We start from the raw sequence: 23,245 nt of genomic DNA, 5'->3' as shown, positions 1-23,245 counted from the left end.
ATTCAGGCCTAGGCGTTCTTCGTCCCCGAGAACGGCTTTGCCTGCTACCTTCCGGCGCTCGAGAGCACCGCTTTCGCTGCAATCCCCATGCCGGGACCGCAAGCAAAATTGAGACAGCTTTCCTGTCCTAACCATCACCTTGCCAAATTTTTGTCTAGCACACAAGCGCGCACAAGTCCCGATTCCCGAGGTGTCATTTCCCTCTTTCATAGGGCCGCAGCCCCGGTTTTGAAGCAGACGTGCCCCGATCCGGCCCCGCGGCCGCCGAAATCCCAAATGAAGCTTCGGATCAACCCTTCGGAAGGCGCGCCACGCCGCGCGAAGCGAAAGAGGGCCGCCGTCGGGGGGCCTGACAGGAGCGTCTCGACCATGAAGTTTTTCACAGGATGTGTGGCTGCCGCCCTGGCTCTGGCCGCAAGTGCGGGCCATGCGCAGGTTCCCCCGAACGGTATCGCGAGAGGGGCCGTTATCGCAGTGTCGGATTTCGACGGACCCTATGCGCCGCCGGAGGCCGCGCCGCCATCGCCGCCGCGTTACGGCTATGGCTACGGCTCCGAGGGGCGCGGTCCGGCCCCGGTGCTGCTGCCGTCGAGCGAGGTCTATGCGGTGCTGCGCGAAAACGGCTTCTCGCCGCTCGGCATCCCGCGCCTGCGCGGCAGCGTCTACACCATCGCAGTGATCGACCCTCGCGGCGACGATGGCCGGCTGGTGATCGACGCCCGCGACGGACGGATCATCCGCTTCATGCCCGCCAGTGACGCCTACGGCATGGCGCCCGCCTATGACGAGCGCGCGGTCGCGCCTTACGGGCCGCAAAGCGCGCTGCCGCCGCCGATCGTGATCCGCAGCGGCCCGCCGCGCCCGCCGGCTTCGATTCCGCATGTCGCCAGCCGCACCGTGCCGCTGCCCAAGGCCGCCCCGCGGCTCGGGGCGAGCCCGGTGGCCGCGGCGAAGCCGGCCGAACCCGCGCGGCAGGAGGCTCAGGCGCCGCCGCCGGCACAGGCACAGCGCGCGCAGCAGACCACTGCCGTGGCCGCAAAGCCTGCCGAGGCTGCTCCGCAGGCGGCCCCGCCAACCGCCGCTCAGGCCAAGCCGGCGCCGGCGATCATGCCGACCCAGGAGATGCCGGCCGCACAGGGTCTGGATTAGCGAGCTGCTGCTTGAGCGACGGCCCGTGTCCTCGGTGTTGTCCTGGCTTGACCAGGACGCTGCGGAGAGATGTGGGAAAAAATAAAGGCGCCCGACAATCTCGGGCGCCTTTGCATCAGGCCATCGTTCCTCAGCTATGCCCATACCCCGCCGCGTTCAGGATCAGCTTCGCCACTTCCCTCGGATGCGACACCAGCGAGAGGTGGCCGGCATCGAGCTCGATCGTGGTGGCGTTCATGCGCTTGGCGAGGAAACGTTCGAGATCGGGATTGATGGTGTAGTCGTTCTTCGACACCGCGTACCAGGTCGGCTTGCTATGCCATGCAGCTTCCGTGGTGCGGCCGGCGAAGATTGAGGCGGCGGTTGGCCATTGCACCGCGTAGAGCTCCTTGGCCTGCTCCGGCTTCACGCCATTGGCGAAATATTTCAGGAAGGCGTCTTCCGAGAGTTTTGTGTAGCCGTCGCGCTCGACAATGCCTGCGCGGGCAGGTCCCGCCGGAAACTGCTTGGACAGCGCGACGAAATCTTCGTTCGCGTCGGGAGCACGTGCAGCGACATAGACGAGGCCGGTGACCTTCGGGTCAGTGCCGACCTGGCTGATCACGGTGCCGCCCCAGGAATGCGCGACCAGCACAGTCGGTCCGTCCTGTTCAGCCAGTACGCGCTTGGTCGCCTCGACCGAGTCCGCCAGCGACGACAGCGGATTCTGCACGGCGGTCACGTGCAGGCCTGCGGCCTGGAGGATCGGGATCACCTCCGACCAGCTCGAGCCGTCGGCCCAGGCGCCGTGCACCAGCACGACGTTGTTGGCTTTCACCGTTTGCGGTGTCTGCGCGTCGGCAAGGCTGATGGGGGCCGCCAAAAGGCTCGCGGCGACGAAAAGGCTGCGCCAGAGTGTCATGATCCTTTTCCGTCTCGTTTTGGTTTCGATGATCATAGGACGGAGGGAAGGGTGGCCGCGTTACGCGACTTCACTGCTCTGTGATGCGGTGCAATAGCGGCACAGAAAACGGTGTCGTGGCGAAGGCCAGAACCCATAGGTCATCGGCCGAGGTGAGGTGTTCGTGCCGGACGGCGAGTCTTCGCCAATCGTCTCGCTGGGGTGTGGGTCGTCGCCTTCGCCAGAACGACGGCGGGAGGCGTGACCACGAACGAAAAAACGCCCCGGGGCACCGGGGCGTTTTCGTAACTTGGAAGTGACGTGCCTTTACGCGGCGGCTTGCGCGGAGCTCTCGATCACCTGCGCCTTCGGGGCGCTGGTGTTGATCGCGATCTGGCGCGGCTTCTTGGCCTCGGGAATCTCGCGTACGAGGTCGACGTGAAGCAGGCCATTCTCGAGCGAGGCGTCCTTCACCTGCACGAAATCGGCAAGCTGGAAGGCGCGCTCGAAGGCACGCGCGGCGATGCCGCGGTAGAGCACTTCGGATTGCGAGTTCTCGTTGGCGACTTTCTCGCCCTTGATCGTCAGCGTGTTTTCCTTCGCGAGGATGGAGAGCTCATCCTTGGCGAAGCCCGAGACCGCAACGGTGATGCGGTAGGCGTTCTCGCCGGTGCGCTCGATGTTGTAGGGCGGATAACCGGGGCTGCCGTCCGATGTTGCCTGGTCGAGCAGGCTGAAGAGGCGGTCGAAGCCGACGGTGGAACGATAGAACGGGGTGAGATCATAGCTACGCATGGTCAAGTCCTCCATAGAGCGACTGTTGGGTAACCCGCCCGCCAATCGGGCCGGGCTTTCGTCTGTGTGCAGCCTGATGTTCCGGTTCCGAAACACTGGTAGCGGCCTGCACGAAAATGATATGGGTGGAACGAGACGGCGTTCAAGAGGGCGGCATTTGCGCCTTTTCGGCGCTTTAGCCCCTTGATTTGCAGTACTTCCCGCCTATGACGCTGGTCTCGATCCCGTCCAATCCCGTCCCCGAAAACGTCGTCAGCGGCACCATCAAGACCCCCGATGGTGCCGAGTTGCGCTTTGCACGCTGGGCGCCGCCGGCGGGCCGCAAGGGCACGGTCTGCATCTTCACCGGGCGCAGCGAGCAGATCGAGAAATATTTCGAGACGGTCCGGGATTTGCGCGACCGCGGCTTTGCGGTGGCGATGATCGACTGGCGCGGACAGGGCCATTCCTCGCGCCGCCTGCGCGATCCGCGCAAGGGCTATGTGCGCGACTTCACCGATTTCGAGGTCGACGTCGAGACCTTCGTGCAGCAGGTGGTGTTGCCGGATTGCCCGCCGCCGTTCTTCGCGCTCGCCCATTCCATGGGCGGCACGGTGCTGCTGCGGGTCGCGCATGCCGGCAAGCGCTGGTTCGACCGCATGGTGCTGTCGGCGCCGATGATCGACCTGCCTGGCCGCACCACGTCGTTTCCGGCCCGCGCGCTCATAAAGACGATGCGCCTGTTCGGGCAGGGCAGCCGTTATGTCCCCGGCGGCAGCAGCCGCATCACCGGGCTCGATCCCTTCATCAACAATCCCTTGACCAGCGATCCCGTGCGCTATGCGCGCAATGTCGCGATCCTGGAGGAGGATCCGACGCTGGGACTGGCGTCCCCGACGGTGGCCTGGGCCGACGCTGCCTTCAGCGCGATGCAAACCTTCAAGCGCGTGAAATATCCGTCAGAGATCCGCCAGCCAATCCTGATGCTGGCGGCCTCCAGCGACACCGTGGTCTCCACCGCTGCGATCGAGGAGTTCGCCTATCATTTGCGCGCCGGCTCGCATCTCGTCATCGCGGGCTCCAAGCACGAGATACTCCAGGAGCAGGACCGTTACCGCTCCCAGTTCTGGGCCGCCTTCGACGCCTTCGTGCCGGGCACGCCGCTGTTCAAGTGAGAGCCCTGCTTCCGCAAGAGTGGTGCGAGGTGTGGACCTGCAGAGATCCTCATTCTCCGCCATGCGGGGAGCTCTTGCGACGAAGCAAATGGCGGTGCTCACAGCGTCTTCAAATACTCGATCAAATCGTAGCGCTCTGCATCGTCCTTGAACGCGCGGCCGATGACGCCGGGGCGTTTCGGATCGCCTTCCTTGCGCTCGAAGGAATGGCCGAGCACGCTGTTGCCCTGGATCGGCTTGCCGTCCGATCCCGTCGCAGAAAATTCCGTTTCGCCGGTCTTGCAACGCTCGTTGGCGGTGACTGCAAAACCGACGGTCTCCGGATCATAGTCGCGGCGGCCCATGCAGAATTTTTGCGGGCGCTCGCCCGCCGGCTTCAGCAACCAATACAGTGAAGGTACCGAACCGTTGTGCAGGTAAGGTGCGGTGGCCCAGATGCCGTTCAGTGGCCGCGCGCGATAGCGCGGATCAGGCGCCGGATTGAGACAGTTCTTGCGCGCGAGATTCCACAATTTCGCCCGCTCGTGCTCCGGCATCTTCTCGTCGTCCATCCATTTGCGGGCGACGAGATCGACCACCGTCATGAGGCCGAGCGCATAGACCATCTCGTTGGGCGAGGTGCTTGCGGTCGGGATGTCGCATTGCCACCATTTCTGGAGATCGGCCGTGTTCACCTTCAGGAAGCCGGGCACATCGACGGTCCTCTTGCTGAGGACAAGGGACTGTTCGGGATCCGTCTTGATCTCGTCGAGGGGGATCGTCACCGCGTTCAGGACCTTGCTGTCGCCGCTCGGCTCCCAATGCTTCGATGACCAGAAGGCCGGGCTGTCGATGGCGGGCAGATGGCATCCGGAGCACATTTCGGTGTAGATCGCACGGCCACGTTCGACGCGATCAGGCTTCAGCCTCCAGGCATCGCCGAGGATCTGCGAGGGCCATTTCGGCGCGAGCAGGCCGCCGAACTTCGGACCGGAGGAAGGATCGACGGCCTTGAACGGATCGGGGCCTCTCAGCATGTCCTCGATCCAGCCGAGTGTCGTGATGTTCACCGAGGAGCGCCACAGCCTGTCCTCTGGATAGGCATCGGACAGGTTAAGCAGGGCCGTCACGCCGAGGGCTTCGCCGGCGTTGCGGATCAGCGGCTGCTCGATCGAGGCGTCGTACTGGGCGAACTTGAACCACGGCACGGTCCAGATCGCGGGATAGCTGACCGGCGCGTCCTGGGCGTGCAGGTTCTTCTCGAATCCCTTGACGCCGCTCAGAGCGAGATCTTGCGAAAAGACCTGATTGCCGATGCGGTTGAGGGCATCGAGCCGGCCGAACCCTTCCTCGGTATCCTTCTGCTGCTTGCCGTCCCAGGTCGTCTTGCCTTCGATCGTTTGTTGCTGGGTTTTTGCCCAATCGATCAGGAAGGTGCCGATCGTGCTGAGCTTCTGCTTGAGCGCGGCGCGGTCCGTCTTGCTGGCCTCAGCGCCGAGCACGCGATCGGCGAAGCGCTGAAAGCGGAACGGAACGTGCAGCGTGTAGGCGATCGACAGGCCCGTCGCGAGCTCGAGCTTCTTCAGGTCGGTCATCGCCGGACCGCCGTCGAAGCGGACGTCGACGCCCTGATAATGGATCTGGCCGGTATGACAGGCCGCGCAGGTCAGCCCGATCTTATCCTCTTCGCGGCGGCCCGTCGCGGGATCGACGACACCGGTCATCCGCGCGAAGCCAACCGGCAGGCCGTCGACGTTCTCCGCCGGCGTCCATCTCGTCGACCAGTCCGACACCTGCGTCGTTTCGTAGACATTGGCGTAGCCGAACCGGCGCAGCGTCGCCGTGTCGGTCAGGATCGACTGCGGGCTCGGGATGAAGCCGAAGCGCTCGAGATAGGCGCTGTCCTTCATCATGCCCGGCTTCGAGAACAGATGAAGGCGCGGTTGCTCCAGCGCCACGAACCACTCATAGGGCACCGGGAAGGTGGCAGTGCCCTGGCTGGCATGATGGAACCAATGCCGGTCCTTCAACGACCAGTTCTGCTCAAGCCAGTAAGCGGCCTTGGTTTCGTGGATCGCCGGCAAGGGTGGCGGCAGAAGATTCACGAGAATGCCCTTCTGCGGCAGCATGGCACGGATCTGGTTGGGGAATTCGGCGACCGCGATGAGGGCGAGGAGACCGAGACCGATCACGACCGCTGCGAGCGCGACGGCCCAGCGAAAGCCGAGCTGGCAGGCCGACAGCAGCGGCTGCGACACGATCCGCTGGCTGATACGGTCCGGGAATTTGCGCTGCTCGAACAGTGTGCGCACGTCGGCCACGCTGAGATAATGCTCCTCGCCCTTCTTACCCTTGCCCATGATCTTCAGGAGGATGGGCCATTCGAACCTCATCAGCAGCGGGTCGTACCAGCGTGCGGCGTTGCCGGCGCGCTGGAGGTTGTCGCGCATGAAGGTCTTGATTTCGACGGCGTTGAGGCCAACCTCGCCGATGCCGGTGTTGGGATCGGTGTAGGTCCGGCCGAAGCTCGCGAGCCGCGTGATCTCGTCCTCGTTGACCTTGCCGTCAACGCCGAGGATGCGCGAGCCGGCCCCTCGCTTGTCGAGCGGACCGCCGCGCAACGCGTCGAGCTGCGCGCCCGACCAGATGGTCTTCAGGACGTGACTGATACCGTTGGCAATGAGCGCAACGCCGCGAACCTGGATGCGGGCCGAGATCTTCTTCACCCCCGTCTCGCCGCTCGCATTCGCAATGGTCTGCGATAGCGTGTTGAGCGGGACGGTCTTGCCGTCGATGAAGCCTTCGCCGACGAGGCCGCGAAGGAACGGACAGGGATTATTTGGCGAAACCTGGATCGAAGGGTCAAAGGGCGGCTTCGAAGCGGCGTGATGCATGGCCCAAATCCGAATCGTGAAAAAGCAGGCGCGCCGTTAGAGCGCGAAAGTTCTAACAAACCGACAGCACGATATACGACTTCAGCGTGTGACGAAGTGTGGCGGATTTCACTGTCTTGGAAAGAAGAGCAGACGTGAGGCTGCCAATGGACTACAATGGACCCGTGGCCCTGTCAGGACTCGGCGGCGCGCTTGACGTCGCTCTGCACCAGGGTCAGCTTGCCGAGCGGCACGCCAGCCTTCAGCAGACCCTCGCGGTAATGGGCGATGTCCTCAGGCCGCTTCCAGTGGAAGTTGCGCAAGTGCCTGTCGACATTCAGGGTTGGATAGTTTGTCATCAGCACGCCGACGGCCTCGCTCGCCTCGCCGCTCCGTCCCATTTGGGCCAATGCCGCGGCGCGGATCGCCAGCGCCTGCATGTGGTTCGGGTTGATGTAGAGCTGCTCGCGCGCCCATGACAGGGTCGCGTCATATTGGCGCAACAGATAGTGACTGAAGGCGTTCAGCGCCGCCCATTGGTAGCGCGGGTCGCTGTTGTCGCGCTGCGCCGCCATCGAGAACAGCTCGATCGCCTCACGGTGTTCGCCGATAACGAAATGGCAGATGCCAAGCACGCCCCGCGCGCCGTTGTCGTAGGGGTTGAGTGCGACCGCGCGCTTGGCGGCGTCCATCGCGGCGTCGTAATGCCCCTCCATGGCGTGGGCCCAGGACAGGAGCGAGAACGCGAAGGAGGAGCGCGGGTCGAGCCGGACGCTGGTCTCGGCGAGGTCCATCGCCTCGGCCCACATCTCGCGCGTGCCCTTGACCCAGCCGAACTGGATGCTCTGGATCTGGATCGTGCCGAGATAGGCATGCGCGATCGACAGTTTGGGGTCGAGGCTGATGGCCTCGCGGAACAGCTCGACGGCGATGGCCAAATCCTCCTTGGTCTGCCGATAGTAGTGCGACAATCCCTTGAGGAAGCGGTCCCAGGCGCTCACGTCGGTCGAGAGCCGCGCCGGCGCCGAGGCTTCGGCGCGGACGATCTCGGTGGCGATGGCGGCGGACAGGTTGGTGGTGATCTCGTCCTGCATCGCGAACAGGTCGCCAATGTCGCGGTCGTAGCGGCCGGTCCAGAGCTGCTCGCCGCTCTCCGGAGCGATCAGCTCGGCGGTGACGCGGATCTTGGCACCGGCGCGCCGCACCGAGCCCTGGATCAGATAGGTGGCATCGATCTCGCGCGCGATCAGCCGGGTGCTCGTGTTCTTGCCCTTGAAGGCGAAAGTCGAGTTGCGGCTCAGCACGCGGTAGAAGGATTGCAGCGACAGCGCGTGGATCAAATCCTCAGTGAGTCCGTCGGAGAAATATTCGTCCTGGGCATCGCTGAGATTGGCGAAGGGCAGTACGCCGACGATCGCGGTGCGGTACTGCTGCGAAAGGGCGGACGCCTCCCTCAGCTCGGGCGCGAGCGGCGGCGCGCCCTCGGGCGTCCAGGTCCAAACTCCGACCGCATCCTTGATGTTCTTGAAGCGATGGTTGCCGGCGTCGGTGAGCGGCACGGTGAGATGCTTGCTCGCCTCGCGATAGGCCTTCGCCGAGATGGCGAAGCCGCCCGGGCTCGCCACCGATTCCAGGCGGACGGCAATGTTGACGTCGTCACCGAACACTTCGTCCTCATCGGCGATGACGTCGCCCATGTGGATGCCGAGCCGGAACTGCATGGCGCGGTCGGCGGGCAGATGATGGTTTCGCTCCGCCATCAGCGTCTGCATCGCGATCGCCGCCTCGGTGGCGCCGACGATCGAGGGAAACTCGAGCAGGAAGCCGTCGCCGGTGTTCTTCACGACACGGCCGCCGTGATTGAGGATGATGGGGTGGATCGCGCTGCGATGGGCCTTGAAGGCAGCATGGGTGCCGGCCTCGTCGCTGCCCATCATGCGCGAATAGCCGGCGACATCGGCGCAGACAATGGCGGCCAGACGTCTTTCCATATCCCAGGAGCTCCAAGGGACCTGCGATCGGCCACGGCGTGGCAGTCGCCCCGAATCCCGCATTTCAAGAACCCTGCCTTTATAAAGCAGATGGGGCCGCGCGAAAGTATGATCCGCATTGCAAATTCGAGTTAATTCCACGCAATTGCGGCAGTGGACGGGGAGGGGCGAACCGACTAAGCCGCTTCAAGGCCGACGGGGGGCATCACATGCTGGGCATTCACGAGATCTGGCTCTTCATCCTGTCGGGCGTGCTGCTCAACATCACGCCGGGCCCTGATACCGTCTATGTCATCGGCCGCAGCATGCAGATGGGCTGGCGGGGCGGCGCCGCCGCCGCGCTGGGCATCAGTTGCGGCTGCTTTTTCCATGTCGCGGGCGCCGCGATCGGCCTTTCGGCCCTGCTGATGGCCTCATCGACTGCGTTCTCGATCCTGAAGCTGGTCGGCGCGGCCTATCTGGTCGTCACAGGACTTCAGATGCTGTGGTCGCGCCCGGCTCTGGCGGCGGTCAGGGACGAGGGCGAACGGAGTTCGCTGCGGCGCGTCTTCCTCCAGGGCGTCTTAACCAACGCGCTCAATCCCAAGGTCGCGCTGTTCTTCCTCGCCTTCCTGCCGCAATTCGTCGCAGCCGATTCACCGCACAAGCCGCTCGCCTTCCTGACCCTCGGGTTGCTCTTCATCTGCACGGGGACGCTGTGGTGCCTGGTGCTGGCCGCCTTTGCGGCAAGGGCGGCCCATCGCTTGCGGAGCTCCGAGGGCGCGATCGCCTGGGTCAACCGCGCGCTCGGCGGCCTCTTCATCTATCTCGGCATCCGCGTCGCCATGCTGGAGACGCGGTGACTTCCGTCAGGCAAATTCCTTCGCCAGCGCGCTGCCGGCAAGATAAAGGCCGAGCAGGATCATTGCGATCAGGAACCAGCGGCGGAACGCCTCCGCTGGCATCCGCGCCCGTACCGACTGGCCGATGAACATGCCGGCAAAGGCCATGGCGAGTCCCACGGCGCCAGGCACGGCGTTGGCGGGCGTCAGCAATCCGACGGCGGTCAGGTTGAAGGCGAGCGCCAGCGTCGCCGTTGTGAAGAACACGCCGAGCGCCTGCACCAGTTCGTCCTTCTCCATGCCGATCGCCTGCATGAACGGCATCGAGGGGATCACCTGCACGCCGGTCGAGGCCGAGATCACGCCGGTGACGACACCGACCACGCCGCCGACCCATTTCTCGTTCTTAGGCGCGACGCGGAACTGGAATTTGTTCAGGCCGATCACCGCGTAGACGACGAGCAGGGCGCCGAGCACGATCGTGCCGTAGCGCGCATGCGGGCCGGTCAGCGCGCCCGCATTGAGCCAGCATCCAATCACGGTGCCGATCATCAGCGGCCAGAGCCGCCTCAGGATGTCGCGCAAATGAGGGCCGACGAAGGTCTGCCAGATGTTGGTGATAATCGCGGGCACGATGACGATGGCGATCGCGCGGCTCGGCGCCATGCTCACCGCGAGCAGGCCCATGGACACCGTCGGCAGGCCGAGCCCGACGACGCCCTTAACGAATCCGGCGATCAGGAACACGGCGGCGACGGCAATGAGAAGGGGGTCGAACATATCCGCACATTGACCTAAGCCTTGCGCCGGCACAATCTGGAGGTTACGGAGACAGCCTTCGCTGAATACGAAGGCTGAGGAGAAACCGTCATGCGCTTCGACCTTGTCGACCTCCAGCTCTTCATCGCGGTCGCCGATCAGCGCAGCATCACCCGCGGCGCGGAGCGGTCGCACCTGGCGCTTGCCTCGGCCAGCGCGCGCATCAAGGGCCTCGAAGATGCACTCGGCGTCGCGCTGCTCAAGCGCGGGCGCCGCGGCGTCGAGCTGACCGCGGCGGGCGAGAGCCTGCTTGATCACGCGCGCCTCGTCATCCACCAGATCGACGCCATGCGTGGCGATCTCGCCGGCTTTGCCAGCGGCGTGCGCGCCAGCGTGCATTTCCTCGCCAATACCTCAGGGCTCTCGGAGCACCTGCCGAAAGCGCTGGCCGGCTTCCTGCGCGAACATCCCGACGTCGCCATCGACATCGAGGAGCGCGAGAGCACCGATATCGCGGCGGCGATTACCGCGGGGGCCGCCGACCTCGGCTTTGCCGCCGAGCACGCGCTGCCAGAGCATATCGAGCGCTTCCCCTTCAGCGAGGATCGGCTGACGCTGGTGACGTCGCGCCGCGGCCCGTTCGCGGGCCGCCGCCAGATCGACTTTCAGGAAGCGGGCGCCTGTGACTTCGTCGGGTTGACCAGCGCCACTGCGCTTCAGATGCATATTTCGAAACATGCGGCGCGGCTCGGCATGCGCCCGCATTTCCGCGCGCGGCTGCGCGACTTCGATGCGATCTGCCAGATGGTCGCCGCCGATGTCGGCGTGGCGCTTGTGCCCGAAGCCGCCGCCCGCCGCTGCGCCAAGACCATGCCGCTCTCCATGGTCCGCCTGCGCGATGCTTTCGCCAACCGGAAGCTCGTGATCTGCGCGCGTAGCTTCAAGACGCTGCCAAGACTGGCGAAGATGCTGGTGGAGCATTTGCGGGCCACGGCGGCATGAGTCGGGTGTTGCCGCGGAATTGCGGTGCGCGACAAGGCGAGCTGAGTTGTCTGCATCGCGCCCGCGCCACCTATGAGGTGGCCGTCCGGAAGTCTCTCTGCGAAATGGTTCTGGCGCTTGCCGCGTAGTCGACAAGCCGAGCCTGCCAAGAGCGGGCAAAAACGATCCTTGCAGCAGATTGCATCTCCAGTGCGTGGACGACAGACGCATCGCCGCGTCGAACGTTCCTACTTCGTCGAGAAGATCGACATGGAGCAGGCGTTGGTGCCAACCAGCGTCTTGGCCGTTTAACGCAGGTTGGTCTCGATGGATTGGCTGCTTCGATGCGCAAGCCTCGCGCCGCGGAGGCGCGATCGTCATAGGAACGTTTGCGCGAGAGATGGCTTGTTTCTCGCGGCAAAAGTGCCGGTTCGCGCACGGGTCATCAATGCAAGGCATCAGATGCTGCTCGCGACAGCGCCGGCATTCAGGGTCATCTTATTCGGTCTCTTGCTGGATGATCTTCTGCAGTTGCGTTGCTCTGTGCCGATCTGACGGAGGAGGTGACCATGGTGGAGTTCAGGCTTCCAAGAAACTCCCGCATCGGGCAAGGAACGGTCTGGCCAAAGCCGCGCAGCAAAAGCTTGCGCGAGTTTCACATCTATCGCTGGAATCCCGACGATGGCCGCAATCCCCGGCTCGACACCTACTTTGTCGACACGACGGATTGCGGGCCGATGGTGCTGGACGGCCTGATCTGGATCAAAAACAACGTCGACTCGACCTTGACGTTCAGGCGATCCTGCCGCGAGGGCGTGTGCGGCTCATGCTCGATGAACATCGCCGGCCAGAACACGCTGGCCTGCACCAATCCATGAGCGAGGATATCCGGGATGGTGAGCCGCTCCGCGTGCTGCCCTTGCCGCATCAGCCCGTGGTGAAGGATCTGGTGCCGGACCTGACGAACTTCTATGCGCAACTCGCCCTCATCGAGCCGTGGCTGCAGACCAGTTCGCCCATGCCTCAGAGGGAATGGCGGCAAAGCCTCGAGGATCGGGCAAAGCTCGATGGCCTGTACGAGTGCATTCTCTGTGCCTGCTGCTCGACGTCGTGCCCGAGCTACTGGTGGAATTCCGAGCGCTTCCTGGGCCCGGCGGCCCTGATTCAGGCCGCGCGATGGATCAACGACAGCCGGGACGAAGCCACAGGCGAGCGCCTCGACATGCTCGAGGACCCTTTCAGGATCTATCGCTGCCACACCATCCTCAATTGCGCCAAGGCATGTCCGAAAGGTCTCAACCCGGGAGAAGCCATCGCCGCCCTGCGCCTCAAGATGGTCGAGCGGAAGTTCTGATCGCTGCAGACGCCACTCCGCAGACAGGAACCATGCCTGCGGCGCTTGCTTATCAATCTCCGAACGGAGGAGTTTGATGGGAAAGAAGCAGTTCGCCGCTTTGCCGTTTCGTCTGGATAATTCCGAACTGCGCGTGATGCTGATCACGACCAGGCGCAAGCGCAGATGGAGTGTCCCCAAGGGATCGCCGATGCGCAACAATGAGCCGCATCTCACGGCTGCGCTGGAGGCCTACGAGGAGGCGGGTCTGGTCGGCATCATTGCGACACGCGCGATGGGCAGCTTCAAGCATCGCAAACGGAAGGGCGACCGCAAGCGGACCATGGACGTTGCCGTCTTCCCCATGAAGGTCCATGGTCAGGAGCGTTGGTGGCCCGAAAAAGGGGAGCGGGAAGCGATCTGGGTCTCCCCGGAAACGGCGGCGCGTCTGGTGCACAAAGCGGAGCTCCGGCGGTTGATTGCCCGCTTCGCGGCGCGAACGGAAAAGGGTGCGTCCTCGCTGCTGAGCGGCAGGCGGGCTTTCTTGTCCAGGAACCAGCGTCCCGCGCAATCATTCAAGCTAGATGAAGCAAAGACCGACAAGGCTTGCATCTGAGGAGCGGCCGCCTCACGAAGTTCTGGCTGCGGCCATAGAACGACGTCGCGCGGTGCTGTTCGTCGGCGCCGGCGTCTCGATGGCCGTCGGATTGCCATCCTGGCAGTCCCTGATCGAGCATCTGCTCGACGATCTCGGCCTCGAACGGGACGTCCTCGAGGGAATGCACGGCGGCTATCAGATGCTTGCGGAGTATTACCGGCTGAAGCGTGGGGGCATCGGCCCGCTCCGCAGCTGGCTCGATCGCAATTGGCGCGTCGATCCAGAGAGAATCGCCACCTCGGAGCTCCACCGGATCATCGTCGAGCTCGATTTTCCGGTCATCTACACAACGAACTACGATCGCAATCTCGAGACTGCCTTCGATGTTCTGAAAAAGCCATACGCGAAGATCAGCAACGCGAAGGAGATCGCGAGCGCTGGCGCCGGCGTCACGCACATCATCAAATTCCACGGCGACTTCGACGATGATGCCTCGCTCGTTCTGACCGAGACCGACTTTCTCAACCGGCTCGCATTCAATTCCCCGCTCGATATCCGTTTTCGCGCCGATGCTTTGGGAAGCACGCTGCTCTTCGTCGGCTACAGCATGTCCGATCCAAACATACGGCTGCTGCTGCACCGGATTTGGCAGATTTGGGATGAATCCGGGCACCGACAGGACCGGCCGAAATCCTTCGTGTTCGTCGCCCAGCGCAATCCGGTGCAGGAAGCCGTATTGGCGAACTGGGGCATCACGACCATTGCGCCGCCTGAGGGAATGGCCGCCGACGATGGTCTGACCCGATTTCTCCTCGACGTGCGTCAGCGTATCGATCGAAGCTCCTAGAGCGATCGCTATCGCCGGCGCACGGTGCAGATCCCGTTCCGGATCGGAGCGACGCTTGCTGCATATTGCATATCCAGAAGGCCCGCCCGCCACCGCTGCGCCACCGCTTCCGAAAGATCAAAGGATTTTTCAGGTCCGGCCTCTTCGCGACCCTGGCGGTAGCCCTGGAGATCGACGAGGTCGTCGCAAACAAGGTCCTGCAGCTCCGCGCGAAGCTGGCGGGCTTCCAGGGCATGGCCCAGGCGCTGAAATGTCTGGTTGCCGTAGGTCAGGTCGCTTTTGCGCTCGGCTGCAGCTTCATCGCCGAGCCACCGGCCGGCAATCTGCACTGGCGCGAACTCAGGGAGGAAGCCGCAACTGGCCAGAATGTGATCCATTTCGATCCGTTACGGCGGTGAGCTGGCGCTCTGCTGTCTCGGCGCCGCTCGGCTCAGCGGCGCGGTCAGTCAAGGCGGGCCCCGGTTGTCGGTCTGATTCAGGCTGATCACCGGTATCCCCTGTGGCGGCGTGCGTAGGCATGTCGAGGGTTGATGCCGCAATAGGCCTGCGTGCCCGATGCGGTCGCCATGCACTGAGCGTAGCTGGCGAACTGGCAATTGCCCGGATAGCCCCAAATCCGGCCCTGGAGGCAGTAGCGATCCTGTGCGACCGCCGTCGCAGGGCCGAAGCTCGTCACAAACGACAGGACGGCGGCAATCATCAGCAAACGATGTTTCATTGAAATCTCCAATTTCGACAATGAACGCGGCCGGTGAGGCTGCGTTCCAAAAAGGGCGCGCAGCACGCGCGTCCCAGGGATTCAAGCGTGCGATTAACCTGTATGAAGCCGCTCGCAGTGGATCGCGGCTAGGGTAATCGCTGCAACGTCTCGATCGGAAGCAGGATACCCGAACAGTCTTCGAGCCTCAGAACTTCAGCATCAATTTGGTCCTCAGCATCCGCGACCAATAGCGTGCTGCGGCTCGTGCTCGCGCTCGACAGCGAGGTCGCCGCGCGCGTCGATCCCCATATCGGATTTGCTGCGTCGAGGCAGCGAGAAGCTGATAGAGGCCAAGGCATACCTCCACGCAATTCCGTATTTCGACCGGCTCGACAAACTATTTCCGGCGTCTGTGGGCTTTACTTTGCCGTCTCCACGCCGGCGTCCTTGATCACCTTCGCCCACTTCTTGGTCTCATCCGCGATGAAGCTGCGAAAATGCTCCGGCTCATCGCCGATCAGCGTCGCGCCTTGGGCTGCGAGCTTCTCCTTCACCGCCGGATCGGCCATCGCCTTCGTCGCAAGAGCATGCAGCGCGGCGACGATCTCGTTCGGTGTGCCCTTGGGGGCGACCATGCCGTACCAGTTCTCGATACGTAGCGCGGGAAATCCCGCTTCCGCGGTGGTCGGCACGTCGGGCGCGGTCGGTGCGCGCTCGGCCGAGCCGACCGCAATGGGGCGCAAGGCGCCGGCCTTGACCTGCGGCAGCAGCACCGGCAGGTCGAGGAACGTCATCTGCACCTGCTGTCCCAGAAGATCGTTCACCGCCGGCGCGGCGCCGCGATACGGCACGTGCACGATGTCGATCTTCGCCGTCAGCTTGAACAATTCGCCGGCGAGATGCGGTAGGCTGCCGGGGCCGGAGGAGGCGAAGTTGAGCTTTCCCGGCTGCGCCCTGGCGAGCGCAATCAACTCGCCGATGTCCTTGGCGGGCACGTTGGTCGCGACCACCAGCATTTCCGGCACGGTCGCAACCAGCGTCACCGGCGTGAGATCGTTGAGCGTGTCGTAGGCGACCTTCTCCATACTCGGGCTGATCGCCAGCGCGCCGGCTGAGGAGATCGCGACGGTGTAGCCGTCGGGCGCGGCCTTGGAGACGGCGTCAGTGCCGAGCACGCCGCCCTGGCCGCCGCGATTGTCGATCAGCACCGGCTGTCCCGACAGTTTCGACATGCGCTGGCCGATCACCCGGGCGATGATATCGTTGGGACCGCCGGCCGGGAACGGCACGATCAGCTTGATCGGCTTGGCCGGAAAATTCTGCGCGGAGGCGAGCGTCGGCAGTAGAAGCAGGAACAATCCGAGGAGCAGCCTGCGTGAGACGGTCATGCAAGCCCTCCGCTCGCGTTGTTATTGGTTCAATAGCTTGAGTGCTTCTTCGTGGACCCTGGGGTCGCCAGCCGCGATGATGCGGCCGCCCCCCTGGGCCGGCTTGCCTTCCCAGGTGGTGACGATGCCGCCGGCGCCGGTCACGATCGGGATCAGCGCCGCGATGTCGTAGGGCTTCAGCTCGGTCTCGACCACGAGGTCGACATGGCCGGCCGCGAGCATGCAATAGGAATAGCAATCGCCGCCATAGCGCGACAGCCGCGCGCCCTGCTCGATGCGGCCAAAGATGGCGCGGTCGCGCTCGTTCATCAGCAGCGGGCTGGTGGTGTAGGTCGTGGCTTGCGAGAGCGAGGCGCAGCGCCGGACCTGGAGCCGCCGCTCGCCGGAGGGCCCCTTGTAATTGGCCAAGCCGTTGTCGCCGGAGAAGCGTTCGCCGATGAAGGGTTGGTGCATCATGCCGAACACTGGCGCGCCCTTGTGCAGCAGCGCGATCAGGGTGCCCCAGATCGGAAAGCCGCCGATGAAGGATTTCGTGCCGTCGATGGGGTCGAGCACCCAGACATAGTCGGCGTCGTCGCGCTCATTGCCGAACTCCTCGCCGACGATGCCGTGCTGGGGAAAGCTGGCCTTGATCAGCCGCCGCATCACTGCCTCCGCGGCGCGGTCGGCTTCCGTCACGGGATCGAAATCCTTGGTCTTGCTCTTGTCGTCGACCGACAATGAGGTGCGGAAGAACGGCAGGATGGTTTCGCCGGAGACGGTGGCGAGCCGTCCGATGAAAGCTGAGAAGTCGATCACCGTCACGGCGTATCCTCGAAAGCGAAAGTCGAATGAAGCTCGCTTCTGCCTAGCTCAAATCGGCACAATCTTGCAGCGCTGTCTTTGAATGCTCCCTGGTATTTTGAATGCCGCAAGCCGGCTGCCTCATCTCAGTCATCTCTTGGCCAAATATCGATCACAGCGTTGAAAACTTAGTTCCAATGATGCCTCGTTCGTATGCAAACACCTATCAACCCATTGAATTTCCTTATCAATGGAAGTGAATCTGGGTTTCCATAGAAGCAACTGAGCCATGTGTGTTTTGCATGGGAAATCGCTCAAAAGCCCTTGCACTTTGTGCGGCGCGGTCGCATATTGTTGCGGTGCGGTAGCGCTTTGCGTTACCGCTGCCCTCCTTGGGCGTTTCCTCCCTAGACTTGGGCCGCTTCTTCATCAGAAGCGGCCCTTTTTTCTTTCGGAGCCTGTTTTCGTTTTCAGCGCGCCGGCGATGCGAAGCGAAACGCGCCCGCCGTTGCTCACGGCCCGGATCGTTCCGGAAAAATCCAAGCTATTCCGCTGCGGCCTGGAACGGGCCGAGATCGCCGAACGGGATCGTGGCCGCCAGCACGTCGGCGAGGATGGCGAAGTCGCTTGCGACTTGCGCAAAGCGCGGACCGCGCTCGCGCCGCCGTTCGTCCATGTAGATCGCGCGATTGAGCTCGAGCTGCACGGCGTGCAAGCCGCTTGCGGGGTTGCCGTAATGCTCGGTGATGAAGCCGCCGGCATAGGGCTTGTTGCGGCCGATCGAATAGCCGAGCCCCGTCATGGTCTCCTCGACGCGGTCGGGAAGCAGCGGCGTGCAGCTCGTGCCGTAGCGGTCGCCGATCACGATATCGGGCCGGCGCGGCTCGTCGCGGGAGACGCCGACCGAGGGCATCGAGTGGCAGTCGACCAGCACCACGGTGCCGAACATCTGGTGTACCTTGTTAATCAGCCGGCGCAGCGCGCGATGGTAGGGCTTATACAGCGTCTCGATCCGCCCCAGCGCGTCGTCGACCAGGATGCGGTCGCGGTAGATCTCCTGTCCGTCACCGACCACGCGCGGAATGGTGCCGAGACCCCCGGCGACCCGCATCGAGCGGGTATTGGCAAAGCTTGGCAGACGGCCTGTGAACATGCGCGGGTCGAGCTCATAGGGCTCGCGGTTGACGTCGACATAGGAGCGGGGAAAGTTGACCCGCACGGTGGGAAAGCCGCGATCGCTCAAATGGCCGATCAGCTCGTCCATGAAGGAATCTTCGGACCGCCGCAGCGTCGGCAGATCGATTCTGGAGGCGCTGAGGAATTCGTCCGGATAGGTCGAGCCGGAATGGGGCGAGTTGAAGATGACCGGGGCACGCCATTGCGCGGGCTCCACGATCTCAAAGGCTGGCGACGTCGCGCCGTCAAACCGGGTCATCTTCTCAGGCTTCGTCCCTTCGCGCCGGGATCTGGCGTGGTCCAGATCGCATTGATTCGGCCGATCGAGCGGCTCTTATGTGTCGTCATTGTCCGGAATCGCAACCATTCTGCCAAGCGAAAAGATGCGATGGCCGTTGGAACACGTCTTAACCGTGCGGGCAGGGAGGTGGGGATGCGTCGGCGGCTCGATTGATTCGATCTGCATTCCGGTTCACAAGGGACCGGCAGTGGCAGCTGTCTCAGGGTTAAGATTTTCACCCCAAATTTACCCTCTGTCGGGCTTAGTGACCTCTGCTGATATCCTCTGGGGATTCGACGTTTCCTGCCATGCCAAAGATCCTGCTCGCCGAAGACGACAACGACATGCGCCGCTTCCTGGTCAAGGCGCTGGAAAACGCCGGTTTTCAGGTCTCGTCCCACGACAACGGCCTGGCCGCCTATCAGCGGTTACGGGAAGAACCGTTCGAGATGCTGCTGACCGACATCGTGATGCCGGAGATGGACGGCATCGAGCTCGCCCGCCGCGCCTCGGAACTCGACCCCGACATAAAAATCATGTTCATCACCGGCTTCGCCGCGGTGGCCCTGAACTCGGATTCGGACGCCCCCAAGAATGCCAAGGTACTGTCCAAACCCGTCCATCTGCGCGAATTGGTCAGCGAAGTGAACAAGATGCTGGCGGCCTGAATCGGCCCCTTCCGTCCTTGCACAGGCTCCCCTGAGCCGTTATAGGGACCCCACCCGATCTAGACGACCTCTAGGGCACGTAGCTCAGCGGGAGAGCACTACCTTGACATGGTAGGGGTCACAGGTTCGATCCCTGTCGTGCCCACCATCCTTCGCTCGCGAAGCGAGAGAAGGATGCCACGCCGAAGCCCAAAGGGCGCAGGCGGGCTTATCGCCGGCAAGCCACGATTCAACGGATACTAACGCGAAGCGTAGACGGACTGGGGTGTCCCTGGAACAGCCCGATGCCATCGGTATTGGTCCGCCATGCCGAAAACCTTCAAGCGCGGCGACCACGTCAGCTGGAATTCGGAGGCCGGCCGCGTGCGCGGCCGTATCCTGCGCGTGCACACCGCGAACGTCGACTACAAGGGCTACGTCCACCACGCCACGCCGGACGATCCGCAATACGAGATCAAGAGCGATAAGACCGATCACGTCGCCCTGGACAAGGGCAAGGCGTTGCGATTGTTGCAGAGCTGACGAACGTGAGGTGGGCAAGGCATCCCCATGGCTCATCCCTTCTTCACCATCGGTCATGCCACGCGTTCGATTGGGGAATTCGTCGAGTTGCTGCGAGGCAGCTCGATCACATATCTGGCCGACGTTCGCACCGTTCCCCGCTCGCGCACCAATCCGCAGTATAATCGCGACACGCTGCCGGAGTCGCTCGCGGCCGTTTCGATCGGCTACGAGCATATCGCCTCGCTCGGCGGCCTGCGCAGCCGCAAGGGCGAGGTGCCGCGCGAGACCAATGCTTTCTGGCAGAACGGCAGCTTTCATAATTATGCCGACCACGCCATGAGCGCGGCCTTTCACGATGGTCTGGCTCATTTGCGCGATCTCGGGCAGACGCAGCGCTGCGCCATCATGTGCGCGGAAACATTATGGTGGCGATGTCACCGACGCATCATCACCGATTATCTGCTCGCCGCCGGCGAAACCGTGTTTCACATTCTGGGACCAGGGCAGGTCAAACCGGCCGAGATGAACCCGGCGGCGCGCGTTATGGCTGACGGCAGCTTGGTTTATCCTGCGGAAAGTTAGCCAATCGTCGCTATCGCGGCTATTCTTGCCGCAGTCGTAGATCCTCTGCGGTGATGGTCGTCACCGTCACTCATAAATCTACGGCCTTGATCCAAGACGCGAGGCTGCCCATGAGCGTGTCCGTCATCGAACAGGCAAAAATCCAGGCGCAGGTGCTGGTGCCGCTGGTCAAGGCATTGCAGGCCGAGCTCGGCGAGGCGCGCGCCAACGCGCTGGTGCGCAAGGCGCTCGGCGATCTCTATCGCGGCTTCGGCGAGGAATTCTGGAAATCGAAGAACCTGAACAAGAACGAGACAGACCTCGGCCAGGCGGTCGGGTCCGCCTTCACGACCTATGCCCGCGGCGACGCGCTCGCCTATGACGTCATCGAGCAGTCCAAAGACGTCTTCGCCTTCGACGTGAAACGATGCGCTTATGCCGAGTTCTACAAGGCGCTCGGCGAGCCCGAGCTCGGCTTTCTCCTGATCTGCACCGCCGACTTTGCGACAGCAGATGGCTTCGGCCCTGACATCACGCTCACGCGCACGCAGACCATCATGCAAGGCGCCGATCATTGCGACTTCCGCTACCGACGCGACTCCGGCGAGCGCCGGTGAAGGGAGCGCCTCTCACGCCGACGCGTCTTTTGCCCCAGCAGCAGGTCTTTCAGCCCGGTCGGAAACAGGCTCGGGGCACCTTCCACGTCGAGATCGGCGAGATCGAACCAGCGGGCGACGACGTGCGCGCCGTTGTCCTCCCTGAAATCGATGTGGTCGTGATCGCGGAATGCAGCATCGGGAAACTCGACCTCGGAGATGAACATCACCTCGTGCCCGGTTGCTCCCTCGTGCGCGAAGATATTCTCCAGCATCAAGGGCTCGCCTTTGAGGACGACGTCGACGCCGAGCTCTTCGTTGAATTCGCGCGCCAGGGCAGCCCGCCAGCTTTCGCCGAACTCGATCTCGCCGCCGAGCGGGCGCACGCCCTTGATCCGGCCTGCATCGTCACGAACCTCGGCCGCCAGCAGGCGTCCGTCCCGCCAATGCAGGCCGATCGCGACGACCCTGATATGGGCATGAGGACGCCATCTGGTCATGGGGCACCGTTAGTCCGCCTCCGGCCTCTGTGCAACGCGCCGTGTTGCTTTCGCTTCGTCGTTGCGAGCACACCGCAATCATCAGCCGCCTCAAGGAGGGCCTTCATCGATTGGCGCCAGAGCAGCTTGCGGGGGCCGCTGGATCTAAACGCGGCGGCTCCTTAGGTGTCGGCAACAAGCGGTTGTCTCCTCTTAAGGGGACGGCGCCATTGCGAGCATCCGATCGCGCCACTCCAGCCAGGGTTCCGTTTGCCAGTTCCGGACGAAGCAGCCGATGGGCAGGCCGTCGATGACGAGATCGCAGGCGGGCATGCGCAGGAAGCCTGTGCCTTCGAGGAGAGGCGCAAAATGATCGGGGTGGACGGAAACCACGACATAGAACCTTAGATTGCGCTCGGTCGCCCAAAGGGTGGAGTGACAAATCTGCAAGGCGTTCATCGCCGGATTCAATCCGCGTCTTTCGCCCTCCGGTATCGTAAACCTGGACATCAACGATACGGCTATCCCATCCGGATCATGAAGTCCGTCGCCCAGCACCCCGCACACGGCATCCACGACCGGATCAATCGCGGCGCTGCGGTCGTCCAGTCCGTCGAGCCGCAGCACCAAGGTCACCCCACAAACCATGCCATCGCGTTGGCGCGCCACGAGCGCGCGGGTGGCGCTGTGTCGGCTCCAATGTTCAAACAACACGCGTTCGGCGGGCGGCAGCGCACCATCACGCAAGCGTGCGATGCCGCTCGAGTCAGCTTCCGTCGCTGGACCCACTGTTATGCTACCCATCGTGGGATAGTCGAAGTAGCGCTGCATCAGCGGCGAATGGCGGCCAAGGAACTGTAATTCGACTCCGGTCCGCAAGATGTCCCGGCCGTCGCGGAGGCGCCGAATCAAATGCCGACTGATCGAATGTTGAAGTCGTCGTAAGGCCTGAGGGTCTCGCCAACGCAGTTCTTCATCAATCGCCGCCCGCACCAGTTCATGCGGCTGAAGGCCGTGGGGGCTGACTCGCACATAATTCTGCATAGCGAGCCACTCGAACAGCATGGGCGCACTTGCCGAATCCACGACGTCGGACAACAACGGGGCCGTCGTTGTCAATGCCTGTGCACAGACTTCAAGCGCTGTCCGGTGCTGCGGGGTTGGGGCTTCGGCGACGCAGCGGCGGGTTAACTCCCGGACAATATCCGGACCCAATCCTTGAGGGACATGATCCGCGCGCCGAACCTCGGCAGCGAGCATGACCAAAGCTAGCGGATGTCCGTGGCAGAGATCGAGGATCGCGGCATGCGCGTCCTCCCCGACACCGTAAGCCGTGAGCAGATGCGCCGAATCCGTGCGGGAAAGAGAATCCAGGCCGATGCATTGCATTGCTGTGCACCACAGGGGATGCGCGGTCCAATGCGAGTCAGGCGGTTGACGTCCGGCCAACACCACGGTCGTTTGCGAAGGCAAGCTTGGGAGCAACGTATCGCGCACCCAGCCGCTGGCGGGCTCAAGGTGTTCAAACGAATCGATCACCAGCACGTTGCGACCGGATACCAGCCGGCCTGAAGCAAGCACGTCGATACCGTCGGCCTTACTGTCCGGTTCAATTGCGCTTCTTGCGGCACCAATGAGCGCCTCCGGTCTCGGTGGAATACCCGCGGCATCAATCATGAAAAAGCCGACGTCGCTTGTGACCGCTTCGGCGCGCAGCCGCTCCAGCAAGGTGGTCTTTCCGATGCCGCCGGGCCCGTGGATGAAATACAGCGACGTGCTCGGTGCGCTAGGTGAAATGGATGCGCGAAGCGCGCCAAGTTCGGTCTCGCGCCCGACGAAGCGTCTCAAGGCTGTCAATCGGCGTTCGACTGGGACCCCCTATCGGCATCCAAAAGGGACCCCTTTGATCGGCGTGCTCTGCTGGGAGCGCTCGGGTCGTCGGAGCTGGTC

22 protein-coding genes, 1 tRNA gene and 2 pseudogenes are annotated in these 23,245 nt (G+C 63.4%); 13 read left to right on the top strand and 12 right to left on the bottom strand.

The annotated features are described in order from the left end of the window. Positions 1 to 369: 369 nt before the first annotated feature. Positions 370 to 1,149, top strand: a complete 780-nt coding sequence (locus IVA87_RS29915) for a hypothetical protein (RefSeq protein ID WP_247299216.1) — start codon at positions 370 to 372, stop codon at positions 1,147 to 1,149. A gap of 130 nt (positions 1,150 to 1,279) precedes the next feature. Here the strand turns inward: IVA87_RS29915 and IVA87_RS29910 are convergent, their stop codons facing one another. Together IVA87_RS29910 and IVA87_RS29905 are read right to left on the bottom strand one after the other, a co-directional pair. Further along, positions 1,280 to 2,050 carry an alpha/beta hydrolase gene (locus IVA87_RS29910; RefSeq protein WP_247299218.1) on the bottom strand — a complete coding sequence of 257 codons (771 nt, stop codon included), beginning with the start codon at positions 2,048 to 2,050 and terminating at the stop codon, positions 1,280 to 1,282. Between the two features lie 306 nt (positions 2,051 to 2,356). After that, positions 2,357 to 2,824, bottom strand: coding sequence for an Hsp20 family protein (locus tag IVA87_RS29905; protein ID WP_247299220.1), 468 nt, complete (start codon positions 2,822 to 2,824; stop codon positions 2,357 to 2,359). Positions 2,825 to 3,030: 206 nt separating this feature from the next. Between IVA87_RS29905 and IVA87_RS29900 the strand changes: the two genes are divergently transcribed. Beyond that, positions 3,031 to 3,978 carry an alpha/beta hydrolase gene (locus IVA87_RS29900; RefSeq protein ID WP_247299222.1) on the top strand — a complete coding sequence of 316 codons (948 nt, stop codon included), beginning with the start codon at positions 3,031 to 3,033 and terminating at the stop codon, positions 3,976 to 3,978. Positions 3,979 to 4,076: 98 nt separating this feature from the next. On the opposite strand, the gene IVA87_RS29895 is transcribed toward IVA87_RS29900, so the two are convergent. Beyond that, entirely contained in the window at positions 4,077 to 6,851 is a 2,775-nt protein-coding gene (locus IVA87_RS29895) for a di-heme-cytochrome C peroxidase (RefSeq protein ID WP_247336530.1), read from the bottom strand. A gap of 173 nt (positions 6,852 to 7,024) precedes the next feature. Next, positions 7,025 to 8,821, bottom strand: a complete 1,797-nt coding sequence (locus tag IVA87_RS29890) for a tetratricopeptide repeat protein (protein WP_247299226.1) — start codon at positions 8,819 to 8,821, stop codon at positions 7,025 to 7,027. Positions 8,822 to 9,030: 209 nt separating this feature from the next. On the opposite strand from IVA87_RS29890, the gene IVA87_RS29885 reads away from it, so the two are divergent. Then, on the top strand, positions 9,031 to 9,663 hold the full coding sequence (locus IVA87_RS29885) for a LysE family translocator (RefSeq protein WP_247336527.1): 633 nt from the start codon (positions 9,031 to 9,033) through the stop codon (positions 9,661 to 9,663). A gap of 6 nt (positions 9,664 to 9,669) precedes the next feature. Here IVA87_RS29885 and IVA87_RS29880 read toward each other — a convergent pair whose 3' ends face one another. Next, complete coding sequence (locus IVA87_RS29880) at positions 9,670 to 10,422, bottom strand: sulfite exporter TauE/SafE family protein (protein WP_247299230.1); 753 nt, start codon at positions 10,420 to 10,422, stop codon at positions 9,670 to 9,672. Positions 10,423 to 10,512: 90 nt separating this feature from the next. On the opposite strand from IVA87_RS29880, the gene IVA87_RS29875 reads away from it, so the two are divergent. From IVA87_RS29875 to IVA87_RS29860, 4 genes and pseudogenes are all read left to right on the top strand, one after another. Then, positions 10,513 to 11,403 carry a LysR substrate-binding domain-containing protein gene (locus tag IVA87_RS29875; protein ID WP_247336524.1) on the top strand — a complete coding sequence of 297 codons (891 nt, stop codon included), beginning with the start codon at positions 10,513 to 10,515 and terminating at the stop codon, positions 11,401 to 11,403. Between the two features lie 548 nt (positions 11,404 to 11,951). Next, positions 11,952 to 12,736 (top strand): annotated as a pseudogene (locus IVA87_RS29870) (succinate dehydrogenase iron-sulfur subunit). 76 nt (positions 12,737 to 12,812) lie between these two features. Further along, positions 12,813 to 13,331: an NUDIX hydrolase gene (locus tag IVA87_RS29865; RefSeq protein WP_247336521.1), complete on the top strand. Its 519-nt coding sequence runs from the start codon at positions 12,813 to 12,815 to the stop codon at positions 13,329 to 13,331. Beyond that, on the top strand, positions 13,300 to 14,160 hold the full coding sequence (locus tag IVA87_RS29860; protein WP_247299238.1) for an SIR2 family protein: 861 nt from the start codon (positions 13,300 to 13,302) through the stop codon (positions 14,158 to 14,160). Before IVA87_RS29865 ends, IVA87_RS29860 begins: the two co-directional genes overlap by 32 nt. Positions 14,161 to 14,168: 8 nt before the next feature. Here the strand turns inward: IVA87_RS29860 and IVA87_RS29855 are convergent, their stop codons facing one another. Next, positions 14,169 to 14,537: a hypothetical protein gene (locus IVA87_RS29855; protein ID WP_247299240.1), complete on the bottom strand. Its 369-nt coding sequence runs from the start codon at positions 14,535 to 14,537 to the stop codon at positions 14,169 to 14,171. Positions 14,538 to 14,644: 107 nt separating this feature from the next. Further along, a complete protein-coding gene (locus tag IVA87_RS29850) occupies positions 14,645 to 14,878 on the bottom strand; it encodes a DUF3551 domain-containing protein (RefSeq protein WP_247299242.1) in 234 nt (77 codons plus the stop codon). Positions 14,879 to 15,014: 136 nt separating this feature from the next. Here IVA87_RS29850 and IVA87_RS29845 point away from each other — a divergent pair. Beyond that, a pseudogene (locus IVA87_RS29845) lies at positions 15,015 to 15,272 on the top strand (NADH-quinone oxidoreductase subunit D); the annotation flags it as partial. 7 nt (positions 15,273 to 15,279) lie between these two features. Here the strand turns inward: IVA87_RS29845 and IVA87_RS29840 are convergent. The 3 genes from IVA87_RS29840 to IVA87_RS29830 form a co-directional block, all read right to left on the bottom strand. Next, complete coding sequence (locus IVA87_RS29840; RefSeq protein ID WP_247299244.1) at positions 15,280 to 16,248, bottom strand: tripartite tricarboxylate transporter substrate binding protein; 969 nt, start codon at positions 16,246 to 16,248, stop codon at positions 15,280 to 15,282. 21 nt (positions 16,249 to 16,269) lie between these two features. Beyond that, positions 16,270 to 17,052 (bottom strand): histidinol-phosphatase, encoded by a 783-nt coding sequence (gene hisN / locus IVA87_RS29835; RefSeq protein WP_247299246.1) that lies wholly within the window; start codon positions 17,050 to 17,052, stop codon positions 16,270 to 16,272. A 523-nt stretch (positions 17,053 to 17,575) separates the two neighbouring features. Next, positions 17,576 to 18,466: an N-formylglutamate amidohydrolase gene (locus IVA87_RS29830; RefSeq protein WP_247299248.1), complete on the bottom strand. Its 891-nt coding sequence runs from the start codon at positions 18,464 to 18,466 to the stop codon at positions 17,576 to 17,578. A 329-nt stretch (positions 18,467 to 18,795) separates the two neighbouring features. On the opposite strand from IVA87_RS29830, the gene IVA87_RS29825 reads away from it, so the two are divergent. From IVA87_RS29825 to IVA87_RS29805, 5 genes are all read left to right on the top strand, one after another. Then, positions 18,796 to 19,155: a response regulator gene (locus IVA87_RS29825; RefSeq protein ID WP_200296331.1), complete on the top strand. Its 360-nt coding sequence runs from the start codon at positions 18,796 to 18,798 to the stop codon at positions 19,153 to 19,155. 73 nt (positions 19,156 to 19,228) lie between these two features. Further along, a tRNA-Val gene (locus IVA87_RS29820) sits at positions 19,229 to 19,303 on the top strand. 158 nt (positions 19,304 to 19,461) lie between these two features. Further along, a complete protein-coding gene (locus IVA87_RS29815) occupies positions 19,462 to 19,677 on the top strand; it encodes a DUF2945 domain-containing protein (protein WP_247299250.1) in 216 nt (71 codons plus the stop codon). Between the two features lie 27 nt (positions 19,678 to 19,704). Beyond that, positions 19,705 to 20,241 carry a DUF488 domain-containing protein gene (locus IVA87_RS29810; RefSeq protein ID WP_247299251.1) on the top strand — a complete coding sequence of 179 codons (537 nt, stop codon included), beginning with the start codon at positions 19,705 to 19,707 and terminating at the stop codon, positions 20,239 to 20,241. A 110-nt stretch (positions 20,242 to 20,351) separates the two neighbouring features. Further along, positions 20,352 to 20,837 carry an L-2-amino-thiazoline-4-carboxylic acid hydrolase gene (locus IVA87_RS29805; RefSeq protein ID WP_247336515.1) on the top strand — a complete coding sequence of 162 codons (486 nt, stop codon included), beginning with the start codon at positions 20,352 to 20,354 and terminating at the stop codon, positions 20,835 to 20,837. Here the strand turns inward: IVA87_RS29805 and IVA87_RS29800 are convergent. Together IVA87_RS29800 and IVA87_RS29795 are read right to left on the bottom strand one after the other, a co-directional pair. Then, positions 20,807 to 21,316: an NUDIX hydrolase gene (locus IVA87_RS29800; protein ID WP_247336512.1), complete on the bottom strand. Its 510-nt coding sequence runs from the start codon at positions 21,314 to 21,316 to the stop codon at positions 20,807 to 20,809. The two genes, IVA87_RS29805 and IVA87_RS29800, sit on opposite strands and share 31 nt — an antisense overlap. A gap of 192 nt (positions 21,317 to 21,508) precedes the next feature. Continuing rightward, entirely contained in the window at positions 21,509 to 23,143 is a 1,635-nt protein-coding gene (locus tag IVA87_RS29795; protein ID WP_247336509.1) for an AAA family ATPase, read from the bottom strand. Between the last annotated feature and the right edge of the window lie 102 nt (positions 23,144 to 23,245).

It is taken from the genome of Bradyrhizobium sp. 147, assembly GCF_023073935.1.
Taxonomy (GTDB): Bacteria; Pseudomonadota; Alphaproteobacteria; order Rhizobiales; family Xanthobacteraceae; genus Bradyrhizobium.
This window is presented reverse-complemented; position numbering and strand designations above follow the sequence as displayed.